This is a genomic window from Acinetobacter sp. GQ146 (assembly GCF_059758585.1).
This window is the reverse complement of record NZ_JCAXDV010000007.1, coordinates 144,644-167,898: the sequence shown is the minus strand read 5'-3', so window position 1 is coordinate 167,898 and position 23,255 is coordinate 144,644. Positions and strand designations below refer to the sequence as shown.

Annotated in this window: 25 protein-coding genes and 1 pseudogene; 18 read left to right on the top strand and 8 right to left on the bottom strand. The window is 42.3% G+C overall.

The window, feature by feature from the left end; genetic code table 11:
• Nucleotides 1-211: 211 nt before the first annotated feature.
• The 4 genes from AC6CHI_RS12480 (at nucleotide 212) to AC6CHI_RS12465 (ending at nucleotide 4,323) form a co-directional block, all read left to right on the top strand.
• Entirely contained in the window at nucleotides 212-970 is a 759-nt protein-coding gene (locus tag AC6CHI_RS12480; protein ID WP_498121610.1) for a thermostable hemolysin, read from the top strand.
• Nucleotides 971-974: 4 nt separating this feature from the next.
• Nucleotides 975-2,489, top strand: a complete 1,515-nt coding sequence (locus AC6CHI_RS12475; RefSeq protein WP_498121609.1) for an AMP-binding protein — start codon at nucleotides 975-977, stop codon at nucleotides 2,487-2,489.
• Nucleotides 2,490-2,584: 95 nt separating this feature from the next.
• Nucleotides 2,585-3,463: a TauD/TfdA family dioxygenase gene (locus tag AC6CHI_RS12470; RefSeq protein ID WP_498121607.1), complete on the top strand. Its 879-nt coding sequence runs from the start codon at nucleotides 2,585-2,587 to the stop codon at nucleotides 3,461-3,463.
• Nucleotides 3,464-3,498: 35 nt separating this feature from the next.
• The gene (locus AC6CHI_RS12465; RefSeq protein WP_498121605.1) at nucleotides 3,499-4,323 is read left to right on the top strand and encodes an SDR family oxidoreductase; all 825 of its coding nucleotides are present in this window, start codon (nucleotides 3,499-3,501) and stop codon (nucleotides 4,321-4,323) included.
• A 333-nt stretch (nucleotides 4,324-4,656) separates the two neighbouring features.
• On the opposite strand, the gene AC6CHI_RS12460 is transcribed toward AC6CHI_RS12465, so the two are convergent.
• Entirely contained in the window at nucleotides 4,657-5,331 is a 675-nt protein-coding gene (locus AC6CHI_RS12460) for a GntR family transcriptional regulator (protein ID WP_498121604.1), read from the bottom strand.
• A gap of 139 nt (nucleotides 5,332-5,470) precedes the next feature.
• On the opposite strand from AC6CHI_RS12460, the gene madL reads away from it, so the two are divergent.
• From madL to AC6CHI_RS12415, 9 genes are all read left to right on the top strand, one after another.
• The gene (madL, locus tag AC6CHI_RS12455) at nucleotides 5,471-5,872 is read left to right on the top strand and encodes a malonate transporter subunit MadL (RefSeq protein ID WP_458892834.1); all 402 of its coding nucleotides are present in this window, start codon (nucleotides 5,471-5,473) and stop codon (nucleotides 5,870-5,872) included.
• A 61-nt stretch (nucleotides 5,873-5,933) separates the two neighbouring features.
• Nucleotides 5,934-6,695, top strand: a complete 762-nt coding sequence (madM, locus tag AC6CHI_RS12450; RefSeq protein ID WP_458892833.1) for a malonate transporter subunit MadM — start codon at nucleotides 5,934-5,936, stop codon at nucleotides 6,693-6,695.
• 21 nt (nucleotides 6,696-6,716) lie between these two features.
• The gene (gene mdcA / locus AC6CHI_RS12445) at nucleotides 6,717-8,372 is read left to right on the top strand and encodes a malonate decarboxylase subunit alpha (RefSeq protein ID WP_498121603.1); all 1,656 of its coding nucleotides are present in this window, start codon (nucleotides 6,717-6,719) and stop codon (nucleotides 8,370-8,372) included.
• A 5-nt stretch (nucleotides 8,373-8,377) separates the two neighbouring features.
• Nucleotides 8,378-8,686 carry a malonate decarboxylase acyl carrier protein gene (gene mdcC / locus AC6CHI_RS12440; protein WP_458892831.1) on the top strand — a complete coding sequence of 103 codons (309 nt, stop codon included), beginning with the start codon at nucleotides 8,378-8,380 and terminating at the stop codon, nucleotides 8,684-8,686.
• A gap of 3 nt (nucleotides 8,687-8,689) precedes the next feature.
• The gene (locus tag AC6CHI_RS12435; protein WP_498121601.1) at nucleotides 8,690-9,577 is read left to right on the top strand and encodes a biotin-independent malonate decarboxylase subunit beta; all 888 of its coding nucleotides are present in this window, start codon (nucleotides 8,690-8,692) and stop codon (nucleotides 9,575-9,577) included.
• A gap of 4 nt (nucleotides 9,578-9,581) precedes the next feature.
• Nucleotides 9,582-10,298 carry a biotin-independent malonate decarboxylase subunit gamma gene (gene mdcE / locus AC6CHI_RS12430; RefSeq protein WP_498121600.1) on the top strand — a complete coding sequence of 239 codons (717 nt, stop codon included), beginning with the start codon at nucleotides 9,582-9,584 and terminating at the stop codon, nucleotides 10,296-10,298.
• Nucleotides 10,299-10,309: 11 nt separating this feature from the next.
• Nucleotides 10,310-10,990 carry a malonate decarboxylase holo-[acyl-carrier-protein] synthase gene (mdcG, locus tag AC6CHI_RS12425; protein ID WP_498121599.1) on the top strand — a complete coding sequence of 227 codons (681 nt, stop codon included), beginning with the start codon at nucleotides 10,310-10,312 and terminating at the stop codon, nucleotides 10,988-10,990.
• Nucleotides 10,968-11,846: a triphosphoribosyl-dephospho-CoA synthase MdcB gene (mdcB, locus tag AC6CHI_RS12420; RefSeq protein WP_498121597.1), complete on the top strand. Its 879-nt coding sequence runs from the start codon at nucleotides 10,968-10,970 to the stop codon at nucleotides 11,844-11,846. Before mdcG ends, mdcB begins: the two co-directional genes overlap by 23 nt.
• Nucleotides 11,824-12,747, top strand: a complete 924-nt coding sequence (locus tag AC6CHI_RS12415; RefSeq protein ID WP_498121596.1) for an acyltransferase domain-containing protein — start codon at nucleotides 11,824-11,826, stop codon at nucleotides 12,745-12,747. The genes mdcB and AC6CHI_RS12415 overlap by 23 nt, the downstream gene beginning before the upstream one ends.
• A gap of 402 nt (nucleotides 12,748-13,149) precedes the next feature.
• On the opposite strand, the gene AC6CHI_RS12410 is transcribed toward AC6CHI_RS12415, so the two are convergent.
• Nucleotides 13,150-14,142 carry a helix-turn-helix transcriptional regulator gene (locus AC6CHI_RS12410; protein WP_458892825.1) on the bottom strand — a complete coding sequence of 331 codons (993 nt, stop codon included), beginning with the start codon at nucleotides 14,140-14,142 and terminating at the stop codon, nucleotides 13,150-13,152.
• Between the two features lie 257 nt (nucleotides 14,143-14,399).
• Here AC6CHI_RS12410 and AC6CHI_RS12405 point away from each other — a divergent pair, with 257 nt between their 5' ends.
• The 5 genes from AC6CHI_RS12405 to AC6CHI_RS12385 all read left to right on the top strand — a co-directional run bounded on the left by AC6CHI_RS12405 (nucleotide 14,400) and on the right by AC6CHI_RS12385 (nucleotide 18,644).
• Nucleotides 14,400-15,947 carry a circularly permuted type 2 ATP-grasp protein gene (locus tag AC6CHI_RS12405; protein ID WP_458892824.1) on the top strand — a complete coding sequence of 516 codons (1,548 nt, stop codon included), beginning with the start codon at nucleotides 14,400-14,402 and terminating at the stop codon, nucleotides 15,945-15,947.
• Between the two features lie 33 nt (nucleotides 15,948-15,980).
• The gene (locus tag AC6CHI_RS12400) at nucleotides 15,981-16,583 is read left to right on the top strand and encodes an alpha-E domain-containing protein (protein ID WP_458892823.1); all 603 of its coding nucleotides are present in this window, start codon (nucleotides 15,981-15,983) and stop codon (nucleotides 16,581-16,583) included.
• Entirely contained in the window at nucleotides 16,580-17,362 is a 783-nt protein-coding gene (locus AC6CHI_RS12395) for a transglutaminase family protein (protein ID WP_498121594.1), read from the top strand. The genes AC6CHI_RS12400 and AC6CHI_RS12395 overlap by 4 nt, the downstream gene beginning before the upstream one ends.
• A 21-nt stretch (nucleotides 17,363-17,383) precedes the next feature.
• Nucleotides 17,384-18,118 (top strand): proteasome-type protease, encoded by a 735-nt coding sequence (locus tag AC6CHI_RS12390; protein WP_498121592.1) that lies wholly within the window; start codon nucleotides 17,384-17,386, stop codon nucleotides 18,116-18,118.
• A 91-nt stretch (nucleotides 18,119-18,209) separates the two neighbouring features.
• A complete protein-coding gene (locus AC6CHI_RS12385) occupies nucleotides 18,210-18,644 on the top strand; it encodes a BLUF domain-containing protein (RefSeq protein ID WP_498121591.1) in 435 nt (144 codons plus the stop codon).
• Between the two features lie 62 nt (nucleotides 18,645-18,706).
• Here AC6CHI_RS12385 and alr read toward each other — a convergent pair whose 3' ends face one another.
• The 6 genes and pseudogenes from alr to rpsF all read right to left on the bottom strand — a co-directional run bounded on the left by alr (nucleotide 18,707) and on the right by rpsF (nucleotide 23,190).
• A complete protein-coding gene (gene alr / locus AC6CHI_RS12380) occupies nucleotides 18,707-19,777 on the bottom strand; it encodes an alanine racemase (protein ID WP_498121589.1) in 1,071 nt (356 codons plus the stop codon).
• 299 nt (nucleotides 19,778-20,076) lie between these two features.
• On the bottom strand, nucleotides 20,077-21,522 hold the full coding sequence (dnaB, locus tag AC6CHI_RS12375) for a replicative DNA helicase (RefSeq protein WP_458892818.1): 1,446 nt from the start codon (nucleotides 21,520-21,522) through the stop codon (nucleotides 20,077-20,079).
• A 226-nt stretch (nucleotides 21,523-21,748) separates the two neighbouring features.
• A pseudogene (locus tag AC6CHI_RS12370) lies at nucleotides 21,749-21,957 on the bottom strand (hypothetical protein).
• 148 nt (nucleotides 21,958-22,105) lie between these two features.
• Entirely contained in the window at nucleotides 22,106-22,552 is a 447-nt protein-coding gene (rplI, locus tag AC6CHI_RS12365) for a 50S ribosomal protein L9 (protein ID WP_016166409.1), read from the bottom strand.
• Nucleotides 22,553-22,561: 9 nt separating this feature from the next.
• Nucleotides 22,562-22,789: a 30S ribosomal protein S18 gene (gene rpsR / locus AC6CHI_RS12360; RefSeq protein ID WP_004278792.1), complete on the bottom strand. Its 228-nt coding sequence runs from the start codon at nucleotides 22,787-22,789 to the stop codon at nucleotides 22,562-22,564.
• Between the two features lie 11 nt (nucleotides 22,790-22,800).
• Complete coding sequence (rpsF, locus tag AC6CHI_RS12355) at nucleotides 22,801-23,190, bottom strand: 30S ribosomal protein S6 (RefSeq protein ID WP_116759542.1); 390 nt, start codon at nucleotides 23,188-23,190, stop codon at nucleotides 22,801-22,803.
• Nucleotides 23,191-23,255: the final 65 nt, after the last annotated feature.

Below are 23,255 nucleotides of genomic sequence, written 5' to 3'. Positions count from 1 at the left end.
TTTCAATACGCTGGTTGTGCCTCGTATTTAAGTCATATTATTGTAACTGTACTTAAGCTTTAGAAGTTATTGTTTCTTGTTTAATCTATTGATTTTAAATCATTAAAATAATTGTATGCAGCATGGTGTAATGTAATTGTCATAAATAATTTAAGTAATTTTTAAGTTTCAAAACTTATTTTTTAACTAATCTATTTATGGCGAGATGACTATGACGACATTCATCTTTGGGAAAAATTTTACGACTGAATTTAATCGTCTAAATTATTTTATAAATCATCCAATCTATAAAAACTATGCTTTAAAACCTGAAGATTTATTGGCTCAACCGACTAAAAAAACCTATGAGCTTGTGTCGCTGAAAAAGAATATGCAGCTCACGGTACATGACGTTTGTTCACGTGAGCCGGAACGCCAGCAGGTTGAGGAATATATCAGCTTAAAATATCGTGAAATGCACAAAGCTACATTATCGCATTTCTCCTCGACGTTATTTGTTGGTACAGCAAACCAGCAAACGCAGGTGGCAATTGGCATTGAACAGCTACAATCGCATCAAGCTTTTTTGGAACAATACCTTGAGCAACCGATTGAACAGACCTTAAAAAAAATAACCCAGCAAGATGTAGCACGAAACAAGATTGTGGAAATTGGGAATCTGGCATCGCAAAACATGGAATACGCCAAAATGATCGTGGCTTTTTTGGTGTTCTATTTAACCCTTGAAGAAGTGGAATGGGCGGTGTGTACAGGCACAATCGCGGTACGTTATGTGCTTCAGCAAATGGGACTGCATTTTCAAGTCTTGGAAAAAGCCGACCCAGACGTATTGGGGGAAGCGAAAAAGCAGTGGGGGAATTATTACCAGCAGAAACCTTTGGTTTTAGCCATTAACGTGGCACATGCTTTGGCAGCTACGCTACCGCACTTTACGTTTAAGCAAAAATGTTCAGTAAAACAGGTGGGCTAAGCAGATGAATAAGCTTTTTGATGCAATCGCACAGCAGGCAAGATTGACACCTGAACGCGAAGCGATAGTTAGCGATGCTGCTGTCCTGAGTTATGTAGAACTGAATCAAACGATTGCGCAGTTAGCGCAGGAGTTATTGCGTCTAAACACCAAAAAGCTCGCGATTTGGGGCATGAACAGCATTGACTGGGTTTGCGTTGATCTGGCCGCAACAAAATTGGGAATTACGGTGATACCCATTCCCTTATTTTTTACGGCACAACAAACATTACACCTCATTCAAGACAGTCAGATTGATAGCATTTTTATGGCGCAGGGATTTATGCATGATAATCAAGCCAGCATTTTCTCCAATGTTGCTTGGCTGAAGTCATTGCAGGAACAACAGCAGATTGTGAATGTGATTCAGGCGGATGTGGTGGATGGAAGTTTTGTTCAATTAAAAACCAAGGTGGTTGAACATAGCGCACAGATCGCGCCTGCAAAAATTACTTATACCTCTGGCAGTACGGGTACGCCCAAAGGAGTCTGTCTGGCTGAGGAAACGATTCAATCTATTACTGAGTCCCTGAGTTCGGCTTTAGCATCGAGTCATTTGGGGCGACATTTATGCCTGATTCCGTTTGCCACCTTACTGGAAAATATTGCAGGGATTTATGTGGCATTAAACATGGGACGCTCCATTGTTGTCGGTAATGTGAGTGCGTTTGGACTCATCTCGAACCATGAGTTTAATGTCGAGCGCTTTGCCCAGACGGTGCAACACGATCAGATTGAAAGTGTGATTTTACTGCCACAGATGCTAAAAGCCATTGTGGAATATATTCATACATCTGGCACAACTGCCTTGAAAATACTGAAATTTATTGCTGTGGGTGGTGGTAAGGTCTCGCTGGATTTATTAAGGCAATCTGAACAACTGGGACTGCCTGTTTATGAAGGCTATGGCTTGTCCGAATGTGCTTCGGTGGTCAGCCTGAATTTACCCGAAGCCATCAAAATCGGGAGTGTAGGTAAACCTTTGCCACACGTGGATGTGCAAATTGCCGCCAATGGTGAAGTGGTGGTACGTGGTAATGCCATGCAGGGTTATTTGAATGAAGCGGTTTTTGATCCGTTAATTCATACAGGTGATGCAGGCTTTTTTGACGAAGATGGTTTTTTATTTATTACCGGGCGGATTAAGCAAATTATTGTCAGTAGTTTTGGGCGCAATATCTCCCCTGAATGGGTGGAATCCAATGGCGCCAGCGAGCCTGAAATTAATCAAATTGCCATTTTTGGTGAAGCACAACCATATTTATCGGCAGTAATTTATGCCCGCGCTGAAATCAGTGACAGCATGTTAGCGCAGGCAATAGAGAAAGCCAATCACCGTATGCCTGACTACGCTCAAATTAAACAGTGGTGCAGAGCGATTGAACCCTTTTCAATGACCAATCAGATGCTTACAGATAACGGCAAACTCAGACGCAATGAAATTAAAAAGCAATTTGGTCATGTTTTAACGCTGAATTAAGCTTCAATTAATCTGACCCGTAGATATTAGCCAGATAACTGAAGTGTTGGATGTAGCGGCTCAGCCGAGACCACGCGAAATAGTGAGTAGTACATATGAAAATTGAACCATCGATGTTTGATATTAAAACAAGTCAAAGTTATCAGCAGTCGACGCATGCTGAAATCAAGCAGACCTTGCGTGAGCAAGGTTGGATTCTACTCAGACAACAACAGTATGATGTGCATAGCTTTAGTCAGCTGATGACAGCTTTGTGCCAAAAACTGACCTATGATCCTGCGCGTGAAAATATTACCCAACAATCGCAAAAAGTCGATGCTGGTACACAGGCAGTCGGTCTGCATATCGAAAATGGAACCACGCCGTTACCACCCGATATTATTGCTTTTTTTAGTGAAGTTAGTGCTGCTCAAGGCTCGCAAACAACCGTCTGTGACGGGCATGAAGTCTGGAACAACATGTCTGAATCACTGAAGCAGAAGTTCGCGGCCCCGATGACCATTAGTCGCTATTTACCCAAACAGATTTGGCAGAAATATGTGGCGACCGCATTGAATATTGAACAAGCTGAAACCGTAACATGGGAAGACTTGAACCAGTTTATTCAAATGATCCCTGGTCAGGCGATCAGTCCTGCGCAAGAAGGCGGAGTCGAATACCATTTGCAAATGAACATGATTCGCTTAGACAATTTGAAGGGTGTTCCAGCGTTTGCCAATACTATTTTGGGACCTTCTTATAACTATCAAAAACCTAAATTTACCTTTGCAGATGGCAGTGTGATGAGTGAAACATTGATTGCCGATCTGGCTGAACTTTGTGAGCGCTATACACAGGAAATTCAGTGGCAAGATGGTGATATAGCCATTATTGATAACAAGCGCTTTATGCATGGACGACGTGAAATTTTAGTTCCACTTGAGCACCGTAAACTCTATATCAGTATGGGTTTAGGGCTAAATGAATCCTTTTAAATGTCAATTATTCAAACAATATTGAGGACAGAGCCATGTCAAATTTAACAGCAGTGATTGTCGGGGCAACGGGTGGTATTGGTAAAGCCATTGTTGAAAACTTATGTCAGCATCACATCAATGTGGTTTTAGTTGCGCGTAATCAGGAATCCTTGACGCGTATGCAAACTGAACTTGCCGCGAAGTACCCACAGTTAAAGTTACAAGCGATTTGTTGTGATCTGAGTGAACCTAGTAGCCGAGCACAGTTTATTCAGACCCTCAAACAGCGCAATATTCGCATTAATTATTATATTAACAATGCTGGGGTGAATGATTTTTCTTTGTTCAGTCATCAATCTGCCGAAGCCATTGAGCAAATGATGCTGATTAACGTGGTTTATCCACTCGAATTAATTCAAAAAATTATTCCATTGATGTCAGCCACTGCACCAAGCCAGATTGTGAATATGGGATCGACTTTTGGCAGTATTGGGTATCCGGGTTATGTGAGTTACTGCGCCAGCAAATTTGCACTGCGCGGGGCGACTGAAGCTTTGTCGCGTGAATATTCCAACTCCCCAATTCAGTTTAAGTATTTCTCGCCACGTGCAACCGATACTGCTATGAACAGTCCAGTCGTGGTTGAAATGAATGCCAAATTGGGCGTGAAAATGGACAGTCCCGAATATGTGGCAGCAGAGCTGTATCAATTTATGCAAAACGACAAGTTGTATTATCAGGTGGGCTATCCTGAAAAAATCTTTGTTAAAGTGAATCAGGTACTTCCAAATGTCGTGTCGAATTCGATTCAAAAAGACATTGATAAAATTCAGCGTTTTGCCGAACTCAATCATCCGAAAATCACGACGGTTTCCTAGCAGGCCTCATCCTTTTTATTGTCATTTAGCTGTTCAGAGCTTAGAGACGTTAAGATAACGGCACAGTTGTCTTAACTTTTCTTCTACTTTCAAGGCTTTGGTCAACTTTTTTATGGCGAGCTGCCTTGTTCGCTGTAAAGTTTCAATCGGTTATAAATGCATAGTACAGATTACAGCAGATGTATAAACGGGGCAGCATTAGGGTGTGGCTGCCAGCTAGCTTAAAAGACCAAAAAATCATACGGAAATTCAAACATTTCAATACGAACCCTGAGAATACTTCAGATAAAGGCAGCCCTAGGACATCCGAAGATGCCCGAGTGCTCAAATCCATCAAGATTTAGGCTGAAGGTTTTCAATAGTGGAAATAAAGTCGGTAAATTTCTGCCCTTGAATCACCACATGTGCTTTGAGTAGGGCTTCTGCTTGCTGTTCATCGCCAGCAAAAATGGCTTCTAAAATCGCATTATGCTCTGAAAAAGAATTGTTCATACGGTTATTCACGCGAAGTTGCAAACGACGATATGGATGCAGGCGTTTATGCAAGGTGCAGGCTTGCTCAATTAAAAAAGTATTATGACTGGCGTGATAGATCGCGAAGTGAAATAAACGATTCGCTTCGTAGTAATTTTCTGAGTCATTTTGATTTAAATAATCCTGACACAGTTGATGTAAACGCTGTAATTCTTGTTTTTCTTCCAGCTGAATACGTCGAGCGGCCAGTCTGCCACACATAGCTTCTAATTCAGCCATCACTTCAAACATTTCACATAACGTCAGTGGGTTAATGGTTGGAATAATCGCCCCACGACGCGGGCGAATTTCGACTAAACCTTCTGCGGCCAATAGCTTGAGTGCCTCACGAATTGGGGTACGTGAAGCGCCATAACGATCACATAACTCCTGTTCATCCAGTTTGGTTCCTGGCAAGAAGAAACCATAGATAATATCGTCCTCTAGTTTTTTACTAATTTGTAGGGATAAAGGTAGTTCCGCAATTGAAGTCATACATCACCAAAAAAAATTGTATACAATTTATGTTTATTTGAGTACAAAATATTGTACACTGAATACATATAAGCTATAACTATAGCAAATTATAAGTCAGATTATTAGAAGCACAGCATGATCCAGGGAGGATTCAGCGATGATTATCTACGGAACAGCCATACTGGCAGTCTGCCATCTACTCGGTGTTTATCTAGGCAATATTCTAGGTATGGCACTCGGCGTTAAAGCCAATGTCGGTGGTGTAGCCATTGCCATGATTTTATTGATTATTTCTAAGGAGCTATTAGCAAAACGTGGACACCTGCCACAAGTCACTCAGTTTGGTGTGTTGTATTGGTCAGGTATGTACATTCCGATTGTGGTTGCCATGTCCGCAGGACAGAACGTGGTTGCTGCTTTATCTGGCGGTATGTTGGGACTGATTGTCTCTGTCGCTTCACTCATTGGTACGGTTTTAGTCATTCGCTGGTTAAACAAATCTAGCGGTGATTATGCAACCTATGAATGGCCAACTGAAACAGCAGAAAAAGCGGTCTAACAGCCAGTCAGGCATGGATAAAGAATAAAAACGGTTGGTCGGGTTACAAGGAAGAAACGTAATGGAAGAAATAGTCACAGTATTGACGAAAAACGCGCTGGTTACAGCGTTGGCGGTAACAGGGTTGATGATGTATGTCTCGCATCTCCTTTCTAAATATTTCACCAAAGGCAAACTTCAAAGTTCAGCTATTGCCATTACGATGGGCTTGGTGTTGGCGTACTTTGCAGGGGTGTATACCCAAGGCGAAAAAGGTATTTCAGACATCGCAATTTTTGGTGGATTTGCCTTGCTTGGTGGCGCCATGTTGCGTGACTTGGCGATTGCATCTACCGCATTTGAAGTTGATGTTAAAGAAGTGAAGAAAGCGGGCAAAGTCGGCATGATCGCATTGATGTTGGGTTGTGTGATTCCCTTTGTGATTGGTGCCATGGTGGCTTGGTTCATGGGCTATAAAGATCCAGCATCTATGACCACAATTGGAGCTGGTGCAATGACTTATATCGTAGGTCCGGTAACTGGCACAGCGGTGGGTGCAAGCTCAGAAGTGATTGCTTTATCAATTGCAATTGGTCTTATCAAATCAGTGTTCTTTATGGTTGGCACACCAATATTCGCAAAATTCATGTATTTAAAAAGTCCGCGTTCTGCCATGGTATTTGGTGGTTTGGCGGGCACAACCAGTGGTACAGCAGCAGGTTTAGCGGGTACAGATGTACGCCTAGTGCCTTATGGTGCCTTAGTTGCAACATTCTATACAGGTTTGGGGTGTTTGCTCGCTCCATCGGTGTTTTTCCTTACGATCAATGCCATTTTCGGTTAATCAAAGCATAAAGGTGTCAACATGAACCAAATGGTTAAGAAGCGCTTATGGGATAAGCAGCGCACACGCAGACAAGCGAAGCTAGATCTTGCACAACAAAAAGGTTTTAGCAAACAAGTTGAACATGCGCGTGTAATTGAACTTTTAGAAACGGTGATTGCCAGTGGTGACCGAGTTTGTTTAGAAGGGAATAACCAGAAACAAGCGGATTTCCTTTCAAAATGCTTAAGTCAATGTAATCCAGATCAGGTGAATGACTTACACATCGTGCAATCGGTTTTGGCTTTGCCAAGCCATATTGATGTATTTGAAAAGGGCATTGCCTCTAAAGTCGATTTTTCTTTTGCAGGCCCACAAAGTTTGCGCTTAGCACAGTTGGTTCAGCAGCAAAAAATCAGTATTGGTTCAATTCATACCTATTTAGAGTTGTATGGTCGTTACTTTATCGATCTGACCCCAAATGTTTGCTTGATTACTGCGCATGCAGCAGACCGTGAAGGTAACCTTTATACCGGTGCGAATACGGAAGATACCCCTGCAATTGTTGAAGCGACTGCATTCAAGAGTGGGATTGTCATTGCACAGGTCAATGAAATTGTCGATAAGTTACCACGTGTCGATGTGCCTGCGGATTGGGTCGACTTCTATATCGAAAGTCCCAAGCACAACTATATAGAACCGCTGTTTACCCGTGATCCTGCACAAATTACTGAAGTGCAAATTTTAATGGCGATGATGGTCATTAAAGGGATCTATGCGCCGTATCAAATTAAGCGCTTGAATCACGGGATTGGTTTTGATACAGCCGCGATTGAATTGTTATTACCAACCTATGGCGAATCTTTAGGGCTAAAGGGGCAGATTTGTACCAACTGGGCATTGAATCCGCACCCAACCCTGATTCCTGCAATTGAAAGTGGCTTTGTCGATTCTGTACATAGCTTCGGCTCAGAAGTTGGTATGGAAGACTATATTAAAGAACGTCCAGATATATTCTTTACCGGTAGTGATGGCAGCATGCGTTCCAACCGTGCCTTTAGCCAAACTGCGGGTCTATATGCCTGTGACTTGTTCATTGGTTCGACGTTACAGATTGATTTACAAGGCAACAGTTCAACGGCTACGGTCGATCGTATCTCTGGTTTTGGTGGTGCGCCAAATATGGGTTCCGATCCGCATGGTCGTCGTCATGCCAGTTATGCCTATACCAAGGCAGGTCGTGAAGCGACCGATGGCAAGCTGATTAAAGGGCGTAAGTTGGTGGTGCAAACCGTCGAAACCTACCGTGAGCATATGCATCCTGTATTTGTTGAAGAGCTAGATGCATGGCAACTTCAAGACAAAATGGAAAGTGATCTGCCGCCAATCATGATCTATGGTGAAGATGTCACGCATATTGTCACGGAAGAAGGGATTGCCAATTTACTGCTCTGCCGTACAGCAGAAGAACGTGAACAAGCCATTCGTGGTGTCGCAGGTTATACCCCAGTGGGTATGAAGCGTGATGCTGACAAGGTCGAAGAATTACGCCAACGCGGCATTATTCAACGCCCAGAAGATTTAGGGATTGACCCGACACAGGTCAGCCGTGATTTGCTCGCAGCAAAATCGGTCAAAGATTTAGTTAAATGGTCGGGCGGTTTATACAGTCCTCCAAGTCGCTTCAGAAATTGGTGATTTACATGGAAAAGTTAAAATTTGAAATACAGTCTGCACCTTTGACACTTGAAAAAGCCCCGGTCATTTGCGGTGTGGTCGGTTCTGGAAATTTAGAAGTGCTGGTGTCTCAACATGATCAAGCCAATGTGTGCCAAGTGGAAGTCACGACCTCAGCAGTGGGTTTCCAACACGTATGGCAATCGGTCTTGAATGAATTTGCACAACGTCATGCTGTGGCGGGGTTGAAGTTTCAGTTAAATGATATGGGCGCGACCCCAGCGGTGGTGAATTTACGCCTAAGCCAAGCCGTCTCTATGTTTAAGGGGGAATAAAGCATGGATTTAGTGATGTTGAAAAACAGTTTTTATGAAAAAACTGCACGTGCGCGTATTCAAGCCGTGGTGGATGAGCACAGCTTTAAAGAAATCCTTAAGCCGACAGAAATCGAAGCCAGTCCACATCTAGCCGCTTTGGATATTCCGGGCAGTTTCGATGATGGTGTGATTATTGGTACAGCATCTATCGGTCAAACGCCAATTCATATCATTGCCCAAGAGGGACAATTCATGGGCGGTTCTGTAGGCGAAATTCACGGGGCAAAGATTGTTGGGTTGTTGCATAAGGCGATTCAGGATCAATCACATGCCGTGGTGTTTTTTGTGGATTCTGGTGGTGTGCGCTTACATGAAGCCAATGCAGGTCTCATCGCCATTTCAGAAATTATGCGTGCCATGTTGCAAGTACGACATGCAGGTATTCCAATTATTACCGTCATTGGGGGTACTTGTGGTGCTTTCGGTGGTATGGGCATCAGTGCTTGCTTAAGCAGTACCATTATTATGACGGAAGAGGGGCGTTTGGCCTTATCAGGTCCAGAAGTGATTGAAACAGTCAAAGGTGTCGAGGAGTTTGACTCGAAAGACCGTGCTTTAGTGTGGCGTGTGACTGGTGGCAAGCATCGTTACTTGCTCAATCATGTGCAAGTCTTGGTTGAAGATGACGTGGCCGATATTCGTGATGCGATTGCAGCACAATTGCATCAAGCCGCGCCAAGTCTAGATTTGCAGCAATTGCTACAACAGCAACAACAACTGGAACAGCAACAGCAGCGCTGGTTTGGCAAAAATGATGGCTTGCAAATTTGGCATGAAATGGGCATCGCTCAGCCAGAACAAATCCCAATGCTCTCTGCGCATGAAGTCACGTTGTTAAAGCAAGGATAAGCTCATGAATACAGAATTACTTTTAAAACAATTATTTCCCAAGCAATTGGACTACCAAATTAAGGGTTATGTGATTAAAGGCAATGCTGAAACTGAAGCAGGTCCAGTGCGCATATTGGGTACGGTCAATGCAGCCCCTATCAATCAGGAAATTGCGATTGAACTTGCAGGTGAAATTCTGAAATTGATTCAGCAACAGCAGAAAACCCCTGTGGTATTTATTGTTGATACTCAAGGACAAGACCTTTCCCGTGCCGATGAACTGCTGTGCTTAAACCGAACCTTTGCCCATTTGGCCTCTTGTGTCGATTTATTGCGTCGTAGTGGCCATGCCAATTTAGCCATCATCTTTGGTCAAGCCGTGAGTGGCGGATTCCTGTCTTATGGACTCATGGCCAATGAAGTTTATGCACTCAGTGATTCACAAGTGAAAGTCATGGATCTGAATGCGATGGCACGGGTAACTAAAATTCCAGTCGAGAAATTGAAAGACCTGTCGCAAAGTTCAGCCATCTTTGCTCCGGGTGTAGAAAATTTCTACAAAATGGGTGCCATCAATGCTATTTGGCCAGATTTAGAGTCTGACTGGATTAGCCGAGCCCTTTTAAATCAGCAACAGCATCTCGAAAGTTACATGACAGACCAACGCCGTGTTGTCGGCCAGCAACGCCAAGGTCGTCAGTTATGTAATCAAGTGATTGAGAAAGTTGCACACAGTTAAGGAGGAAGCATATGGATCGTCATGACTTAGCTTATCTGCATCCCGAAGCAGTCTTACAGTTTTTGGATAGTTCCTTACCTGAACCTCCTAGACAAAAAGTGTATCAATTACTGCAACAGCATGTGCCTATGACCATTTGTCGGCAGGAGCATATCGATGCAGATCAAGTTAAGTTAGCGATCAATTGCTTAATCGAAGGGCAAAAATATCGTGTGGCTTGTTTAGTCGATGCTGATGAAATTCAGTTAATCACACGACCACTGAGCTTACACACCTTGCTTAAAGAAGCTGCTCATTTAATCCAAGATGCGGCACTAAGCAGTTTTGCAGAAGCTTTATTAGCACTGAACTGTGAAGTCTATGTCTATGGTTCTTATGCTTACCAATATCTGACCAAAGAAACTTATATTCGTGCGAGTTCTGATTTGGACTTGGTTTTATATCCACAGGATCATTCACGACTTGCCGACATTTTACAGCTTATACAGAAGACGCGGCTTTTGAGCCAAATTCCTTTAGATGGAGAAATTCAAATCCATCCTGAATGGCATGTGTCATTTAATGAATTGCTGATGATTTACCCTGATGTTCAGCAGAGCATTATTGCTAAGGGGATTCAGCGTGTGGACATGCTGAAATTAAAACAACTCTTAGAATGGAATCTAGAAGATGCAAATTGTACAGAAGCATGACCATTTATTATTCGATATTTCGCAGTATGCGAAGCGATTAGATCTGCTTGCGCGGACTGCACTGTATGAAGAAGTCAGTTTGGCACATAAACCCGGTTTAGTTTGCCCAACGTCACAGGGTAGCCATCAAGATATGGATTTTAGCTTGTTTGAGCGCAGCATCCAGTCACTCACTCATTATTTTCAAGAACAATGTTTAAATGGCTATCATGAAGTCAGTTTTGACAGTATTCGACAATGCGGTATTCAGGCTGAGCAGAAGATGATGCTCGCCACAAATCGGATCAATACCCACAAAGGCGCAATTTTTAATTTAGGTTTTGCCAGTGCCGCAGTGGGTAAATGTTTGGCGGCTGATTTGCCAATTCATGCCGATGCCGTCAGTAAGATGCTCAAAAAAACATGGCAAGATGAGTTACTGCATCATTTAGAACGTAATCCAAATAGTCATGGGCAGCGTATGCGCAGTCAATATGGTATTACAGGCGCCATTGAAGAAGTTGCTTCAGGCTTCAAAACCGTTATGGATGTTGCACTTCCACATTATTTAACCATTTATGAAAAAACAGCCGATCAAAACAAAGCCTCTATTCAAACCTTGTTTGCTTTGATGGCCCATTTGCAAGATACCAATATTGTTTGGCGTGGCGGTTTATCCGCTTTATATATTGTGCAAGATATGGCAAAACAATTTCTGGCACGAGGTGGGGTATTGCAAACAAACTGGATTGAAGATGTGCAGAAAATTGAAGATTATTTTGTGCAACACCGTCTTAGCCCGGGGGGGAGTGCTGACTTACTCGGTGTGACCTTGTTTTTGCAGAAGGTGGAACATGAATTTCGCAATCATATTTAGTGGACAGGGCTTGCAGAATTTATCGCATGTCCAGCAATTATTGGACATGGCGGCAGAATTAAATGTCACGCAGCAACTGCAGCAGCATTTACCGAAATTATTTGATCCTGATTTAACCGAAGCCGACTTATATCCCAATGACTTCGCACAACCCTTTATTTTTGCCTTACAGTGGTGTCGTTGGCAAAAGTTAAAGCCCATGCTGGATGAAATCATGAGTTTTTCAGGTTATTCATTGGGGGAGTTGAGCGCACTCATTTGTTCAACTGAAATTAGTTTGGCGCAAGGTTTATCTTTGGCACAGCAGCGCGCGCTGTTGATGTCGGCAGCAGCAAAAATCCCGAGTGGTCTCATGGCTATTCAGGGAATCAACTGGAAAACGCTGGAACCACTTTTACACAGCACAGCGACCGAATTATCTATAAAAATCAGTGATAGCAGCTTTATTATCGGTGGTAATGATGCAAATCTAAAACAACTGGCACAACAGCTTGAACAGTTGGGGACTCGCTCTATGAAGCGCCTGAATGTCACCATTCCTTCGCATACTGTTTTAATGAATGCTGCTGTAGCACCATATCAGCAGGTTTTACATCAACAGAGCTTCAATCGTTTGCATATCCCTATCATTAGTGGTTCAGGTGGGCAAAAATACTTTAAATCGCGTGAAGCAGTCGATGCCCTGATTGAGCAAATGAATCATGCTATAGACTGGGATTCGTGTTTAACGGCCATCCAAGAAAATCAGCCAGATGTCGTATTGGAAATAGGCCCGGGAACGGCATTAAGTAAAATGTTATTGGAACGACAACCGAACTGTAGCGTCAGAGCCGTGGATGAGTTTAAGTCTTTTCAAGGCTTGCAGCTTTGGATTGAAAAACAACAAAATTCTTATTTTTAAATCAAGGCAGCCATGCAGCATGGACTCTTAGAGGCAATCTCTCAGCAGACTTAAAGTGCTTTGCAGAAATTCATTTAAGCAGAAAATATGCTTAGATCGGCATAATTGCTTATTTCAGGTGACGAAAAAGATTCAGTATATTGAATGAACTTAAACACACTTGGAGTATTGAACAATGACCATTAAATCGATCCGTTATAACCGAGGAGAACTCGCTTGCTGATCCCTCCCATGTGCAGCGTACCAAGCAATTCATTTAGACAATATGCGATGGGGAGCGAAAAAAGCATAGCGTCTAATCCAATTCACTCGCTAGATTATAAATTAGAACAGATAAACAGAATAAATTTATCAAGTCCCAAGTGTTGGGACTTTTTTTATGTTTGGATAAAGCAATAAAGCTTAGTCACGTTGCTGTACCGCGCGTTCCACTTCTTCGGGTTCGATTTTCTGGATTTTATTGCCAAAGCTACGTAACCACCACGTAAGTTGCGAGGTAAAGGGTACGGTTGCCGAAATTTGCACAAGATTGTCTGCCAAAGGGGTCACGACTTGGTCTTTACTCAGCTGACTTTCTTCAAAATAATGTGCTTCACATTCAGGAATGGTGAGCTTTAATGCAACATTATCGGTCGGTCGGTTGTAGTCGACCCGAAAACCGAGTGCGCCCGAATCAATATATGCATCAATATCGAAATTCACCGGATGGAGTGCACGTGAGTCGAGCACTTTGGCTGACTTAAAACGGTGCAGCGCAAAGGTTTGGATATCAGTTTTATCGTGTCGGGTGCAAATCAGGTAAATCGTTGCACCCTTTTGCACCAATGCCAGCGGGTTTAATGTATAAATGCTTTCTTCCGCCTGCGGACGTTTCTGATACACACACTCCAACTGTTTGTCTTGTAATAAGCCTTCATAAATGGCTTGTTGCGCTGCACGATCAACCACAGGTGGAATTAAAGGCTGATTGGCAGGGACAATCCGTACCCGATTAATCCATTGGCGCACATTATTTTGAGTCGATAAACTGCGACGTGCCAGATCAAACCACGGATTCATTTCCTCAAGTAAACTGGGTGGAAGAAGATGCTTCAAATGTTCCTCTACCATCATAAACGTAACCGCTTGTGAGCTGGTCATATGCGGTAAACTTTGAATTGGTGCATCAGAACGCCAACGCCAGCCTTGCGGTACGGTCTTGTTACTTTCGATGGGAAATCGCTGAGAAATTTGATTCAAATCACGCTGAATGGTACGCAAACTGATATCAATGCCTTCCCGTTGTAAGAGCTCTTGTAATTCTCGCGTGCCCATCCATTTGCCCGTAGAAAGGCGAGACAGGATTTGCCATTGTCGATAAAGACTATTCGATGTTTCTTTTTCTTGTGCAGACATAATTCAGATAAAAATAGATAAGTTGGAATTTACAAGACAGTGTCCAACACAATAAAAAAACCCAGCCAGATTGGCAAGCATTTCTCAAACAATAGGGCAAAGAAAGTCCAATCTATTTAAACAGAAGATCAAGCAGAAATGACATTGAGTACAACACAAATACATGAATAAATAGCGACACAGCATAAGCGATGCAAGGAATGGCATCCTTATTGCTAGATAAAAATATGCTTGGTGATAACTATAAAGAGGGTCATATGCTTAAAGAAAAAGAGATTGTAGATACCAACGGTTTTTCACTTGAAGTGAATAATAAGCAATTGACGACAAAAGTGGAGGTTACAGCAAGCCCGCAGGAGAATACACAGCTGCTTTTTGAGCGAACTGAGTCAGTTTTCTTTAATGAAATGCTCGATGATTCGACAGTTTCTGAAACTGCCTGTGCCAAAATTGAGCAATGGTTATCTCAATATAGTCTGGATGAATTACAAGCATTAAATCAACGCGCTAAAGAGCATTTCTTATATGAAGGCATTACATTTACGGTCTATGGCGAAGCAGAGGGAACAGAACGCACAATTCCGTATGACCTGATTCCCAGAGTCATTGCCAGAAAGCAATGGAATAAAATATCACTTGGCTGTGCGCAGCGGGTTAAAGCCCTGAATTTATTCTTACACGACATTTACCATCAGCAAGATATTTTAAAATCTGGCATTGTGCCTGAGTTGCAAGTACTTAAACACGAAGCTTACCAACCGCACATGTGTCATCACAGTTTAAAAGGAAAAATTTATAGCCAAATTAGCGGTATTGATATTGTACGTGACCGACATGGCGAGTTTTATGTGCTCGAAGACAATTTACGGACCCCATCGGGTGTGTCTTATATGTTGGAAAGCCGGAAAATTAGTCAAGAATTAATGCCTGAACTGTGTCAGCAAAATAACTTACAAGGCATTGAACATTACCCATTATTATTGAAAGAAATTTTGGCAGAGAATGCCTTCTGTGATCATCCATTTATTGTGATTTTAACCCCGGGTCGCTTTAACAGTGCATTTTATGAACATGCCTTCTTGGCAAGAGAGATGGGTGTACCTTTAGTAACATCGCGTGACCTTTACGTCGAAAATGATCAGGTTTTTGTCAAAACTGTGCGGGGTAAACAACGGGTTGATGTAATTTATCGTCGTATTGATGATGATTATTTAGATCCTTTGTGTTTTATGCCCAACAGCAGCCTTGGTGTGGCAGGACTCATGTCTGCCTATCTACAAAAAAATGTCGTGATTGCCAATGCCCCAGGTACAGGGGTTGCCGACGATAAATCGATTTATCCTTATGTAGATAAAATGATTCAATTCTATTTGGCAGAACAACCTGTACTTAAAAATGTTCCAACGTACCAGTGCCGCGAACCTCAAGCACTTGAATATGTGCTGGATCATTTATCTCAGCTCGTGGTGAAAGAGGCGCAAGGTTCAGGGGGATATGGGATGTTGATTGGTCCACATGCTTCTGCACAGCAAATTGCAACATTCAAAGACAAAATCTTGGCCACGCCACATTTATATATTGCTCAACCCACCTTGGATTTGTCGGTATGTCCGATGCTCACAGGTACTGGGCTTTCAGAACGCCATATTGATTTGCGTCCATTCGTATTAAGTTCCCCTTACCGTACCGAAATTGTGCCAGGTGGCTTAACCCGCATGGCCATGCAAGAGGGCTCTTTGGTTGTCAATTCTTCTCAAGGTGGCGGAATTAAAGATACATGGGTAGTCGATCATCTTCATTCATAAGAACAGTACTGAAAAGAAATAAGGAGCGATTACATGATTTTATTAAACAGCAATGCACAACAAATTTTTTGGTTAGGTCGTTATTTAACGCGTATTGAATATTTATGCCAACAGTTTCCATTTACAGACGATCAAAAAGCACTGACCTATGCCCATGCCTTTTGTTTGCCTGCTTTTGATGCCAGTTCTCTAAATGAACTGATTTTGGACCCAGAGCAGCCTTATTCATTTATTCAGCAGTTCCAATATGCAAAAGATAATATTCAGGAATTAAGAGGAGTGTTTTCTGCAAAAACCTATGCCGAATTAAATCAATTTATTCGTAATGGCTGTGAAAATTCGACCTGTATTTGTGATGTGATTGCAGATTGTTGTGAAGTGCTGGAATCGGAGCCTGAAGATATCTTTTTATTTTATTCCTTAGGACAGTGTATAGAACAATTAGATGCTCAGCTCCGTTTAAAGCACGATCATGCACAGACTTTAGCGCAAATTACCGGACTCATGCAGATTTTGCAGGACATGGGCTGGGAAAGTATTGATGACGCTTGGCAGCAGCTGAAACAACAGCCCGATCAAATGAATTTTTACCACTTTAGTGATCAAATTCAGTTCATGTTTGAGGTGAATGCATGAAACTCATGATTAACCACCAGACGCATTACCAATATACTGAGCAAGCTTGCAATAGCATTCAGTATATTAAAATGACACCGCTGAATAATCTGCACCAAAAAGTCCATTATTGGGATGTTAGCGTGCCGGGTGAACGTTGTATTAAGCAGGATGCTTTTCACAATGTCTGGATTACCAGTACTCAGCGCAATGCCTATGCGCAAATGACCATCATGGCGCAAGGCATTGTCGAACTGAGTGAAAAGCCCTTTGCGCTGTCATTGACCGATCATCTCAACCCCAATTTGTTCTTACAACCGACGCCCACCACCTTATGCAATGCAGAAATGAAGGAGTTTGCGCATCGTTTTGTACCCGAGTTGACCCATAGCAATTTAGTCAGACTCTCCGAAGCGATCTTAGACTATATTCCGTATCTACCCAATCTCACCTCAGTACGGACCTCAGCCATCGATGCATTTCAAGATCGTCAAGGGGTTTGTCAGGATCATAGTCATGTATTTATTGCGATGTGTAAGGCTTTAGGCTTGCCAGCACGCTATGTTTCAGGTTATTTATTTGTGCCAAATACATCACACCTTGCCAGTCACGCTTGGGCTGAGGTATATCTAGAAAACACGTGGTATTGTTTCGATATTAGCAATCAGATTTATAGCCCCAATGCACATGTCTATGTCGCGGTGGGTCGTGATTACTGGGATGTTGCCCCAATTCGTGGAGTGCGCGAAAAAGGGGGTATTGAATCGATGCACTCTATTGTTCAGGTGCTTGCATGTTAATGTAAGCTTTAAGGGGAAAAGATGACTTATTGTTGTGCGCTACGATTAAAGGATGGACTCGTCTTTATTAGTGACACGCGTACCAATGCGGGCGTGGACCATATTTCGGTATTTCGAAAACTCTATACTTTCGGGATTGAAGGCGAACGTTTTATTACCATTCAAACATCGGGGAATTTAGCCACAACACAAGCGGTAATTGGCTACCTGCAGAATCAGATTGATTTAAAACGTGAACCGAATCTGCTCAGTGTAGACTCGATGTTTGAAGTTGCCGAATTGGTTGGACATACTTTGCAGAAAGTCATTTCGGATGTGACCGAAAATACGCAGGAACAGAGCAATTATTACTGTAGTCTGTTGGTAGGGGGGCAAATTGGTGCAGCTGAAATGCAGCTCTACAATATTTACCCGCAAGGCAATTTCATTTGTGCCACCAGCGATACGCCGTATTTCCAAATCGGAGAAAGCAAGTATGGTAAACCGATTTTAGATCGCGCACTGACTTATGATATGCCACTGAGTGAAGCCTTGCGTTGTAGCTTAATTTCTTTTGATTCGACCTTACGTTCCAATGTATCAGTGGGCATGCCACTCGATGCGTTAATCTATCATAAAGATAGTTTAAGCATCCCCGCAGGGAAGCGAATCACGGAAGAAGATCCTTATTTCCAAAGCATTAGTAAACAATGGTCTGATACACTCCGTAGCGGTTTACAGGCATTGCCAAAACCTTCTGAAGATTATTTTAAGTAAAATTTAGGTATAAATTTTATCAATAGCGCGAAAATTCGCGCTATTCTTTTTATGCATGCATAATCAGAATAATAAAATAATGGGGGTAGTGGTGATTTATCAAATTTGTTATGCCAGTCGCTCTACATCAGATGCCAATCTGCTCTTACAAGACCTCCGCGATATTTTGTCTGAAGCCAGAGACTTTAATGTCAGGCAACAAGTAAATGGGGTACTGTGCTATGCCGATGGTCATTTTTTCCAATGTCTAGAAGGCGATCAAGCAGTAGTAACCAACTTGTTAGAGAAAATCAAAAGAGATCCGCGCCATGCTGCGGTCAGCATCTTGTTTCAACAGCATGTCTCTGCGGAAGTGCATTTTCAGGATTGGAGTATGAAATATATCGGACGACATTCGGACATACACCAGTTTTTTGCGCAACTGGGGTTGGCTCAGTTTGCACCAGAAAAGCTAGAGCCAGAGACATTAAAACAATTTTTGCAACTGTTGTATCGTATTCCAGAGCAATCCGTTGAGTTTGATTGAATCATTGATATTCAGAAGACGACTCAATATTTTACTTAAGTCGTCATCTAAAATTTAGGCGTTTAAACTAATTTACGTGTTGGACGCTGACTTAAACGGCATAACAATTCATAGCCGATAGTTCCATTCGCTGCTGCGACATCATCAACCAAACGCTGTTTACCCCAAAGTTCTACGCGAGTGCCAATGCTACAGTTTAACTGGGTGACATCAATCGCAATCATATCCATCGCGACACGTCCCACAACAGGCACGGTATGATCATGAATTGCTACGTAGTTTTGTTGGATATAGGCACGTGGATAGCCATCCCCATAACCAATCGAAACAATGGCTAATTCCATGTCGTGCTGGGCGGTAAATGTTGAGCCATAGCCCACGTGCTCCCCTTGTCGAATCTGATTGAGCGCAATAATTTCAGCACTGAAGGTCATGACAGGTTGCAGCGCTAAGTCATGAACAGTTCGGTCTGCAAAAGGGCTTGCCCCATATAACATAATACCAGGGCGGACATAGTCAAAATGTAATTCAGGCCAACGATAAATCGCAGCAGAATTACAGCACGATGCCAAAATAGGCGTACAGCTTTCTTTCACGTGTAAAAACTGTGCGATTTGTTGATCATTTAACGGATGGTCTGCATCGGCATTGGCAAAATGCATAGACAGCACGCAGGTAAAACCTTCAGATTTAAGCTTTTGAATTACATCAATAATTTCATTGACTTTAAAGCCTAAGCGGTTCATGCCGCTGTTGAGTTTAACCCAAACTTTTAAGCCTAATGCATTGTATTGAGTTTTGTGCTCGAGTAACCAGTCGACTTGCTGTTGATGATGAACAATACATTCGAGTTGATGTTCAATGACCGCCTGCATTTCATCCGCAGAAAAAATACCTTCAATTAGGGTAATCGGCTGCTGATAGCCTAAGGCACGAATTTCCAGTGCTTCTTGTAGGCAGGCGACACCAAAAGCATCGCTCTCATTTAAGGCTGCGAGACAGTCTTTGATGCCGTGTCCATAAGCATTGGCTTTGACCATACTGACGACTTTTGCCGTAGGGGCAAGTTGTTTGACACGGTTTAAATTATATTGAAGTGCTGATTGATCAATATAAACTGTTGCTTGGCGCACCCGAATGACTCCTTTGGGAACAGAGAATGGCAAGATTAAAACGATTGCTTTATTTCATGTCATAGAATGAAAGAGAGGTGATGTGAAGATGCTTAAGCAGCACATTCACAAAATGTGTCAATTATTGTAGACCGATAAAATTCAAATACTCATCTAATTTCATGGCTTTATTCTATTTAAAAAGATTATTCCTAGGATTTGTTCGATTAAGCCTAAGGTTTAAACAGGCCAAAGGGTCAACTGTATAACGGCAGATAACCCCAAGCACACAAATAAAAAACGGGCATCAAGCCCGTTTTTTATTCTTCGTCATCGTATTGACTGTAGTATTCAGGAGACAAATTACTAAAACGGGTATATTGACCTTCAAAAGCCAGTCGTACAGTACCAATTGGTCCGTTACGTTGCTTACCAATAATAATTTCGGCAGTACCAGCTTCTTTCGACTCTTTGTTATAAACCTCATCCCGGTAAATAAACATAATTAAGTCGGCATCCTGCTCGATGGCACCCGATTCACGCAAGTCAGACATTACAGGACGTTTATTCGGACGGTTCTCTAGAGAACGGTTGAGCTGTGATAAGGCAATGACGGGACACTGCATTTCTTTGGCCAATGCTTTTAAGCTACGGGAAATTTCACCAATTTCACCAACACGGTTATCGCCCATGCCAGGGACTTTCATTAACTGTAAGTAGTCGACCATGATACAGCCCAGTTTACCCCCATGCTGTTTGGCAATACGACGGGCACGAGCACGTAATTCAGTTGGCGGCAGGGCAGAAGAGTCATCAATATACAGATGTTTTTCTTGTAGCTGTAAAATCGTACCTGTGACTTTTGACCATTCATCCCCATCCAATTTACCTGAACGTAAATGGCCTTGATGCACTTTGCCGTAGGCAGAAATTAAACGCATCGCAATCGAGTCAGCGGGCATTTCCATAGAGAACACCAGTGCGGGCAAATCACAATTAAACAGCACACTTTCAACCAAGTTCATTGCGAAGGTGGTTTTCCCCATGGACGGACGCGCTGCAACAATAATCATATCGCCTGCTTGCATCCCAGAGGTTTTATTATCTAACTCGACAAAACCCGTGGTTAAACCGGTAATATTGCCATCCAGTTGCGAAAGCTCGTTTAATTTATCAAATACATCTGCCACAACGGTATTAATGGCTTTCGGGCCAGCATTTTTCTTATTGTTATTGTGCTGCTCGGCAATCGAGAAAATATTGGTCTCGGCTAAATCCAAAATTTCACTGACACTCCGCCCTTTGGTGTCATAGGCATTCTGGAGAATTTCCGAACTGACTTTAATCATATTTCGTAAGGTAGAAAACTCCTTAATTTTATTGGCATAAGTTTCTAGGTTATAGAAACTCGAAGGGGAATCAGCCATCAGCTGCATTAAATATTCTTCGCCACCAATTGCTTCGAGTAGATTTTGCTTAATTAACCAGTCATTCACCAAGACTGCATCATAGGGTGAGTTATCTTGTGCCAGTTTCTCAATGGCACGGTAAATATATTTATGCCGAGTTGCATAAAAATCTTGTTCATTTAGTACATCACTGACTTGTTCAAATGATTCAGCAACAGTCATCAGTGCAGCAAGCACGGCCTGTTCCAGTGCTAAATTATGCGGTGGTGTACGAAATTCTTTTAGCTGACCTGAGTCACTCACTTTACTCTCTGTATTGGGAGAATTTTTTGTAAAATTGGCATTCGCCTGTGACATAACAAGACCTAATAAAAAGATAAAACATAACCGGTTGACTATCTTAATCCAAATGAAGCCGTTCTGGATAATTTAATTCTGGAAAATTGTAGAGGTGATGCAATCGCATAATCGATAGTATTGCTGCTATTGCATCAGATTGTGTGTAGCTTATGCTGAATAGAACCTAGAACAATGCTTAAGACTTTACGAACCCGTCTGTTACGAATTTACCATTTTTTAAACGCTAAGCAGAAAGCCCATAGCGAAGATTATTTTTCTTTGCATCTTTAATAAAGCCAACATTTTTACCTAAAGAATAAAGTAAAGCCTCTATGAGAAGTAGGGCTGAATCAATGAATCACCAAATGTCTAAGCCACTAAGAGTAAACAGTTGAAAAAACTAGCTTTTTTTCTAAGGTAGAGACGATCAAAGCCGAAGGGTCCTAAAAACAGGGCGAGTGTTCAAGCAATTAAACGATTTTTTTAGCATCATGAGTCTAAGACAAATCATTATAACGTTAATGATTGATACTTAATCAATTTATATTTTTTAGTCATAAAAAAAGAGCATGCGTGAGCATGCCCTTTTTCTTGCAAGAAATTACTCAGATACGATAGTAACGAGAACTTCAGCAACAACATCATGATGCAATTGGATTGCGATGTTGAATTCGCCAGTGTGACGAAGTGCACCGTTCGGTAAACGAACTTCTGCACGGTCAACAACAAGACCAGCATTAGTTAAAGCATCAGCGATGTCACGAGTACCGATAGAACCGAAAAGTTTACCTTCGTCACCAGCTTTAGCAGTGATCACGATGTTAACTTCGTTCAATTGGTCAGCACGAGCAGTAGCAGCGCCTAATACTTCAGCTTCTTGTTTCTCAAGTTCAGCACGACGAGCTTCAAAAGCAGCAGTGTTTGCTTCAGTTGCAGCTACAGCTTTACCTTGAGGGATCAAGAAGTTACGACCGTAACCAGCTTTAACTGATACTTTGTCGCCTAATTTACCAAGGTTTTTAATGCGTTGTAATAAGATAATATCCACAGCTCAACCTCACTTATGATTGTCAGTGTAAGGGATCAAAGACAAGTAGCGAGCTTGTTTAATAGCAAGCGCTAATTGACGTTGGTAACGAGCTTTAGTACCTGTAATACGGCTAGGAACAATCTTGCCGTTTTCAGTGATGTACTGTTTTAAAGTGTCGATATCTTTGTAGTCGATGTACGTAACGTTCTCAGCTGTAAAGCGGCAGAACTTGCGACGACGGTAAAAACGTGCCATTGATGTTCTCCTTATGCTTCAGCAGAGTCTTGAGCAGCAAGTTGTGCTTCTTCACGTTGAGCTTTACGCGCACGCTTTTCTTCAGCACTCTTAGCCAATAAAGACTCTTCAGTGATTGCGTTTTCACGACGGATGATTAAGTTACGAAGGATCGCGTCGTTGTAACGGAACAATTCTTCTAACTCATCAAGAGTAGTTTGACCACACTCAACATTCATAAGAATGTAGTGAGCTTTGTGGATCTTGTTGATTGGGTAAGCCAATTGACGACGACCCCAGTCTTCAAGACGGTGGATTTGACCTTCAGCTTCTTTGATGTGAGTGAGGTAACGTTCTACCATACCCACAACTTGATCGCTTTGATCTGGGTGTACCAGAAGTACGATTTCGTAGTGACGCATTGTCAGCTCCTTACGGATTATACAGCCCCTAACGTAATTGCTAGAAGCAAGGAGTCACAACCAAG

Coding starts and splice junctions, on each gene's coding strand:
- AC6CHI_RS12480 (WP_498121610.1), top strand. CDS start 212: ATGACGACATTCATCTTTGGGAAAAATTTTACGACTGAATTTAATCGT.
- AC6CHI_RS12475 (WP_498121609.1), top strand. CDS start 975: ATGAATAAGCTTTTTGATGCAATCGCACAGCAGGCAAGATTGACACCT.
- AC6CHI_RS12470 (WP_498121607.1), top strand. CDS start 2,585: ATGAAAATTGAACCATCGATGTTTGATATTAAAACAAGTCAAAGTTAT.
- AC6CHI_RS12465 (WP_498121605.1), top strand. CDS start 3,499: ATGTCAAATTTAACAGCAGTGATTGTCGGGGCAACGGGTGGTATTGGT.
- AC6CHI_RS12460 (WP_498121604.1), bottom strand. CDS start 5,331: ATGACTTCAATTGCGGAACTACCTTTATCCCTACAAATTAGTAAAAAA.
- madL (WP_458892834.1), top strand. CDS start 5,471: ATGATTATCTACGGAACAGCCATACTGGCAGTCTGCCATCTACTCGGT.
- madM (WP_458892833.1), top strand. CDS start 5,934: ATGGAAGAAATAGTCACAGTATTGACGAAAAACGCGCTGGTTACAGCG.
- mdcA (WP_498121603.1), top strand. CDS start 6,717: ATGAACCAAATGGTTAAGAAGCGCTTATGGGATAAGCAGCGCACACGC.
- mdcC (WP_458892831.1), top strand. CDS start 8,378: ATGGAAAAGTTAAAATTTGAAATACAGTCTGCACCTTTGACACTTGAA.
- AC6CHI_RS12435 (WP_498121601.1), top strand. CDS start 8,690: ATGGATTTAGTGATGTTGAAAAACAGTTTTTATGAAAAAACTGCACGT.
- mdcE (WP_498121600.1), top strand. CDS start 9,582: ATGAATACAGAATTACTTTTAAAACAATTATTTCCCAAGCAATTGGAC.
- mdcG (WP_498121599.1), top strand. CDS start 10,310: ATGGATCGTCATGACTTAGCTTATCTGCATCCCGAAGCAGTCTTACAG.
- mdcB (WP_498121597.1), top strand. CDS start 10,968: ATGCAAATTGTACAGAAGCATGACCATTTATTATTCGATATTTCGCAG.
- AC6CHI_RS12415 (WP_498121596.1), top strand. CDS start 11,824: ATGAATTTCGCAATCATATTTAGTGGACAGGGCTTGCAGAATTTATCG.
- AC6CHI_RS12410 (WP_458892825.1), bottom strand. CDS start 14,142: ATGTCTGCACAAGAAAAAGAAACATCGAATAGTCTTTATCGACAATGG.
- AC6CHI_RS12405 (WP_458892824.1), top strand. CDS start 14,400: ATGCTTAAAGAAAAAGAGATTGTAGATACCAACGGTTTTTCACTTGAA.
- AC6CHI_RS12400 (WP_458892823.1), top strand. CDS start 15,981: ATGATTTTATTAAACAGCAATGCACAACAAATTTTTTGGTTAGGTCGT.
- AC6CHI_RS12395 (WP_498121594.1), top strand. CDS start 16,580: ATGAAACTCATGATTAACCACCAGACGCATTACCAATATACTGAGCAA.
- AC6CHI_RS12390 (WP_498121592.1), top strand. CDS start 17,384: ATGACTTATTGTTGTGCGCTACGATTAAAGGATGGACTCGTCTTTATT.
- dnaB (WP_458892818.1), bottom strand. CDS start 21,522: ATGTCACAGGCGAATGCCAATTTTACAAAAAATTCTCCCAATACAGAG.
- rpsR (WP_004278792.1), bottom strand. CDS start 22,789: ATGGCACGTTTTTACCGTCGTCGCAAGTTCTGCCGCTTTACAGCTGAG.
- rpsF (WP_116759542.1), bottom strand. CDS start 23,190: ATGCGTCACTACGAAATCGTACTTCTGGTACACCCAGATCAAAGCGAT.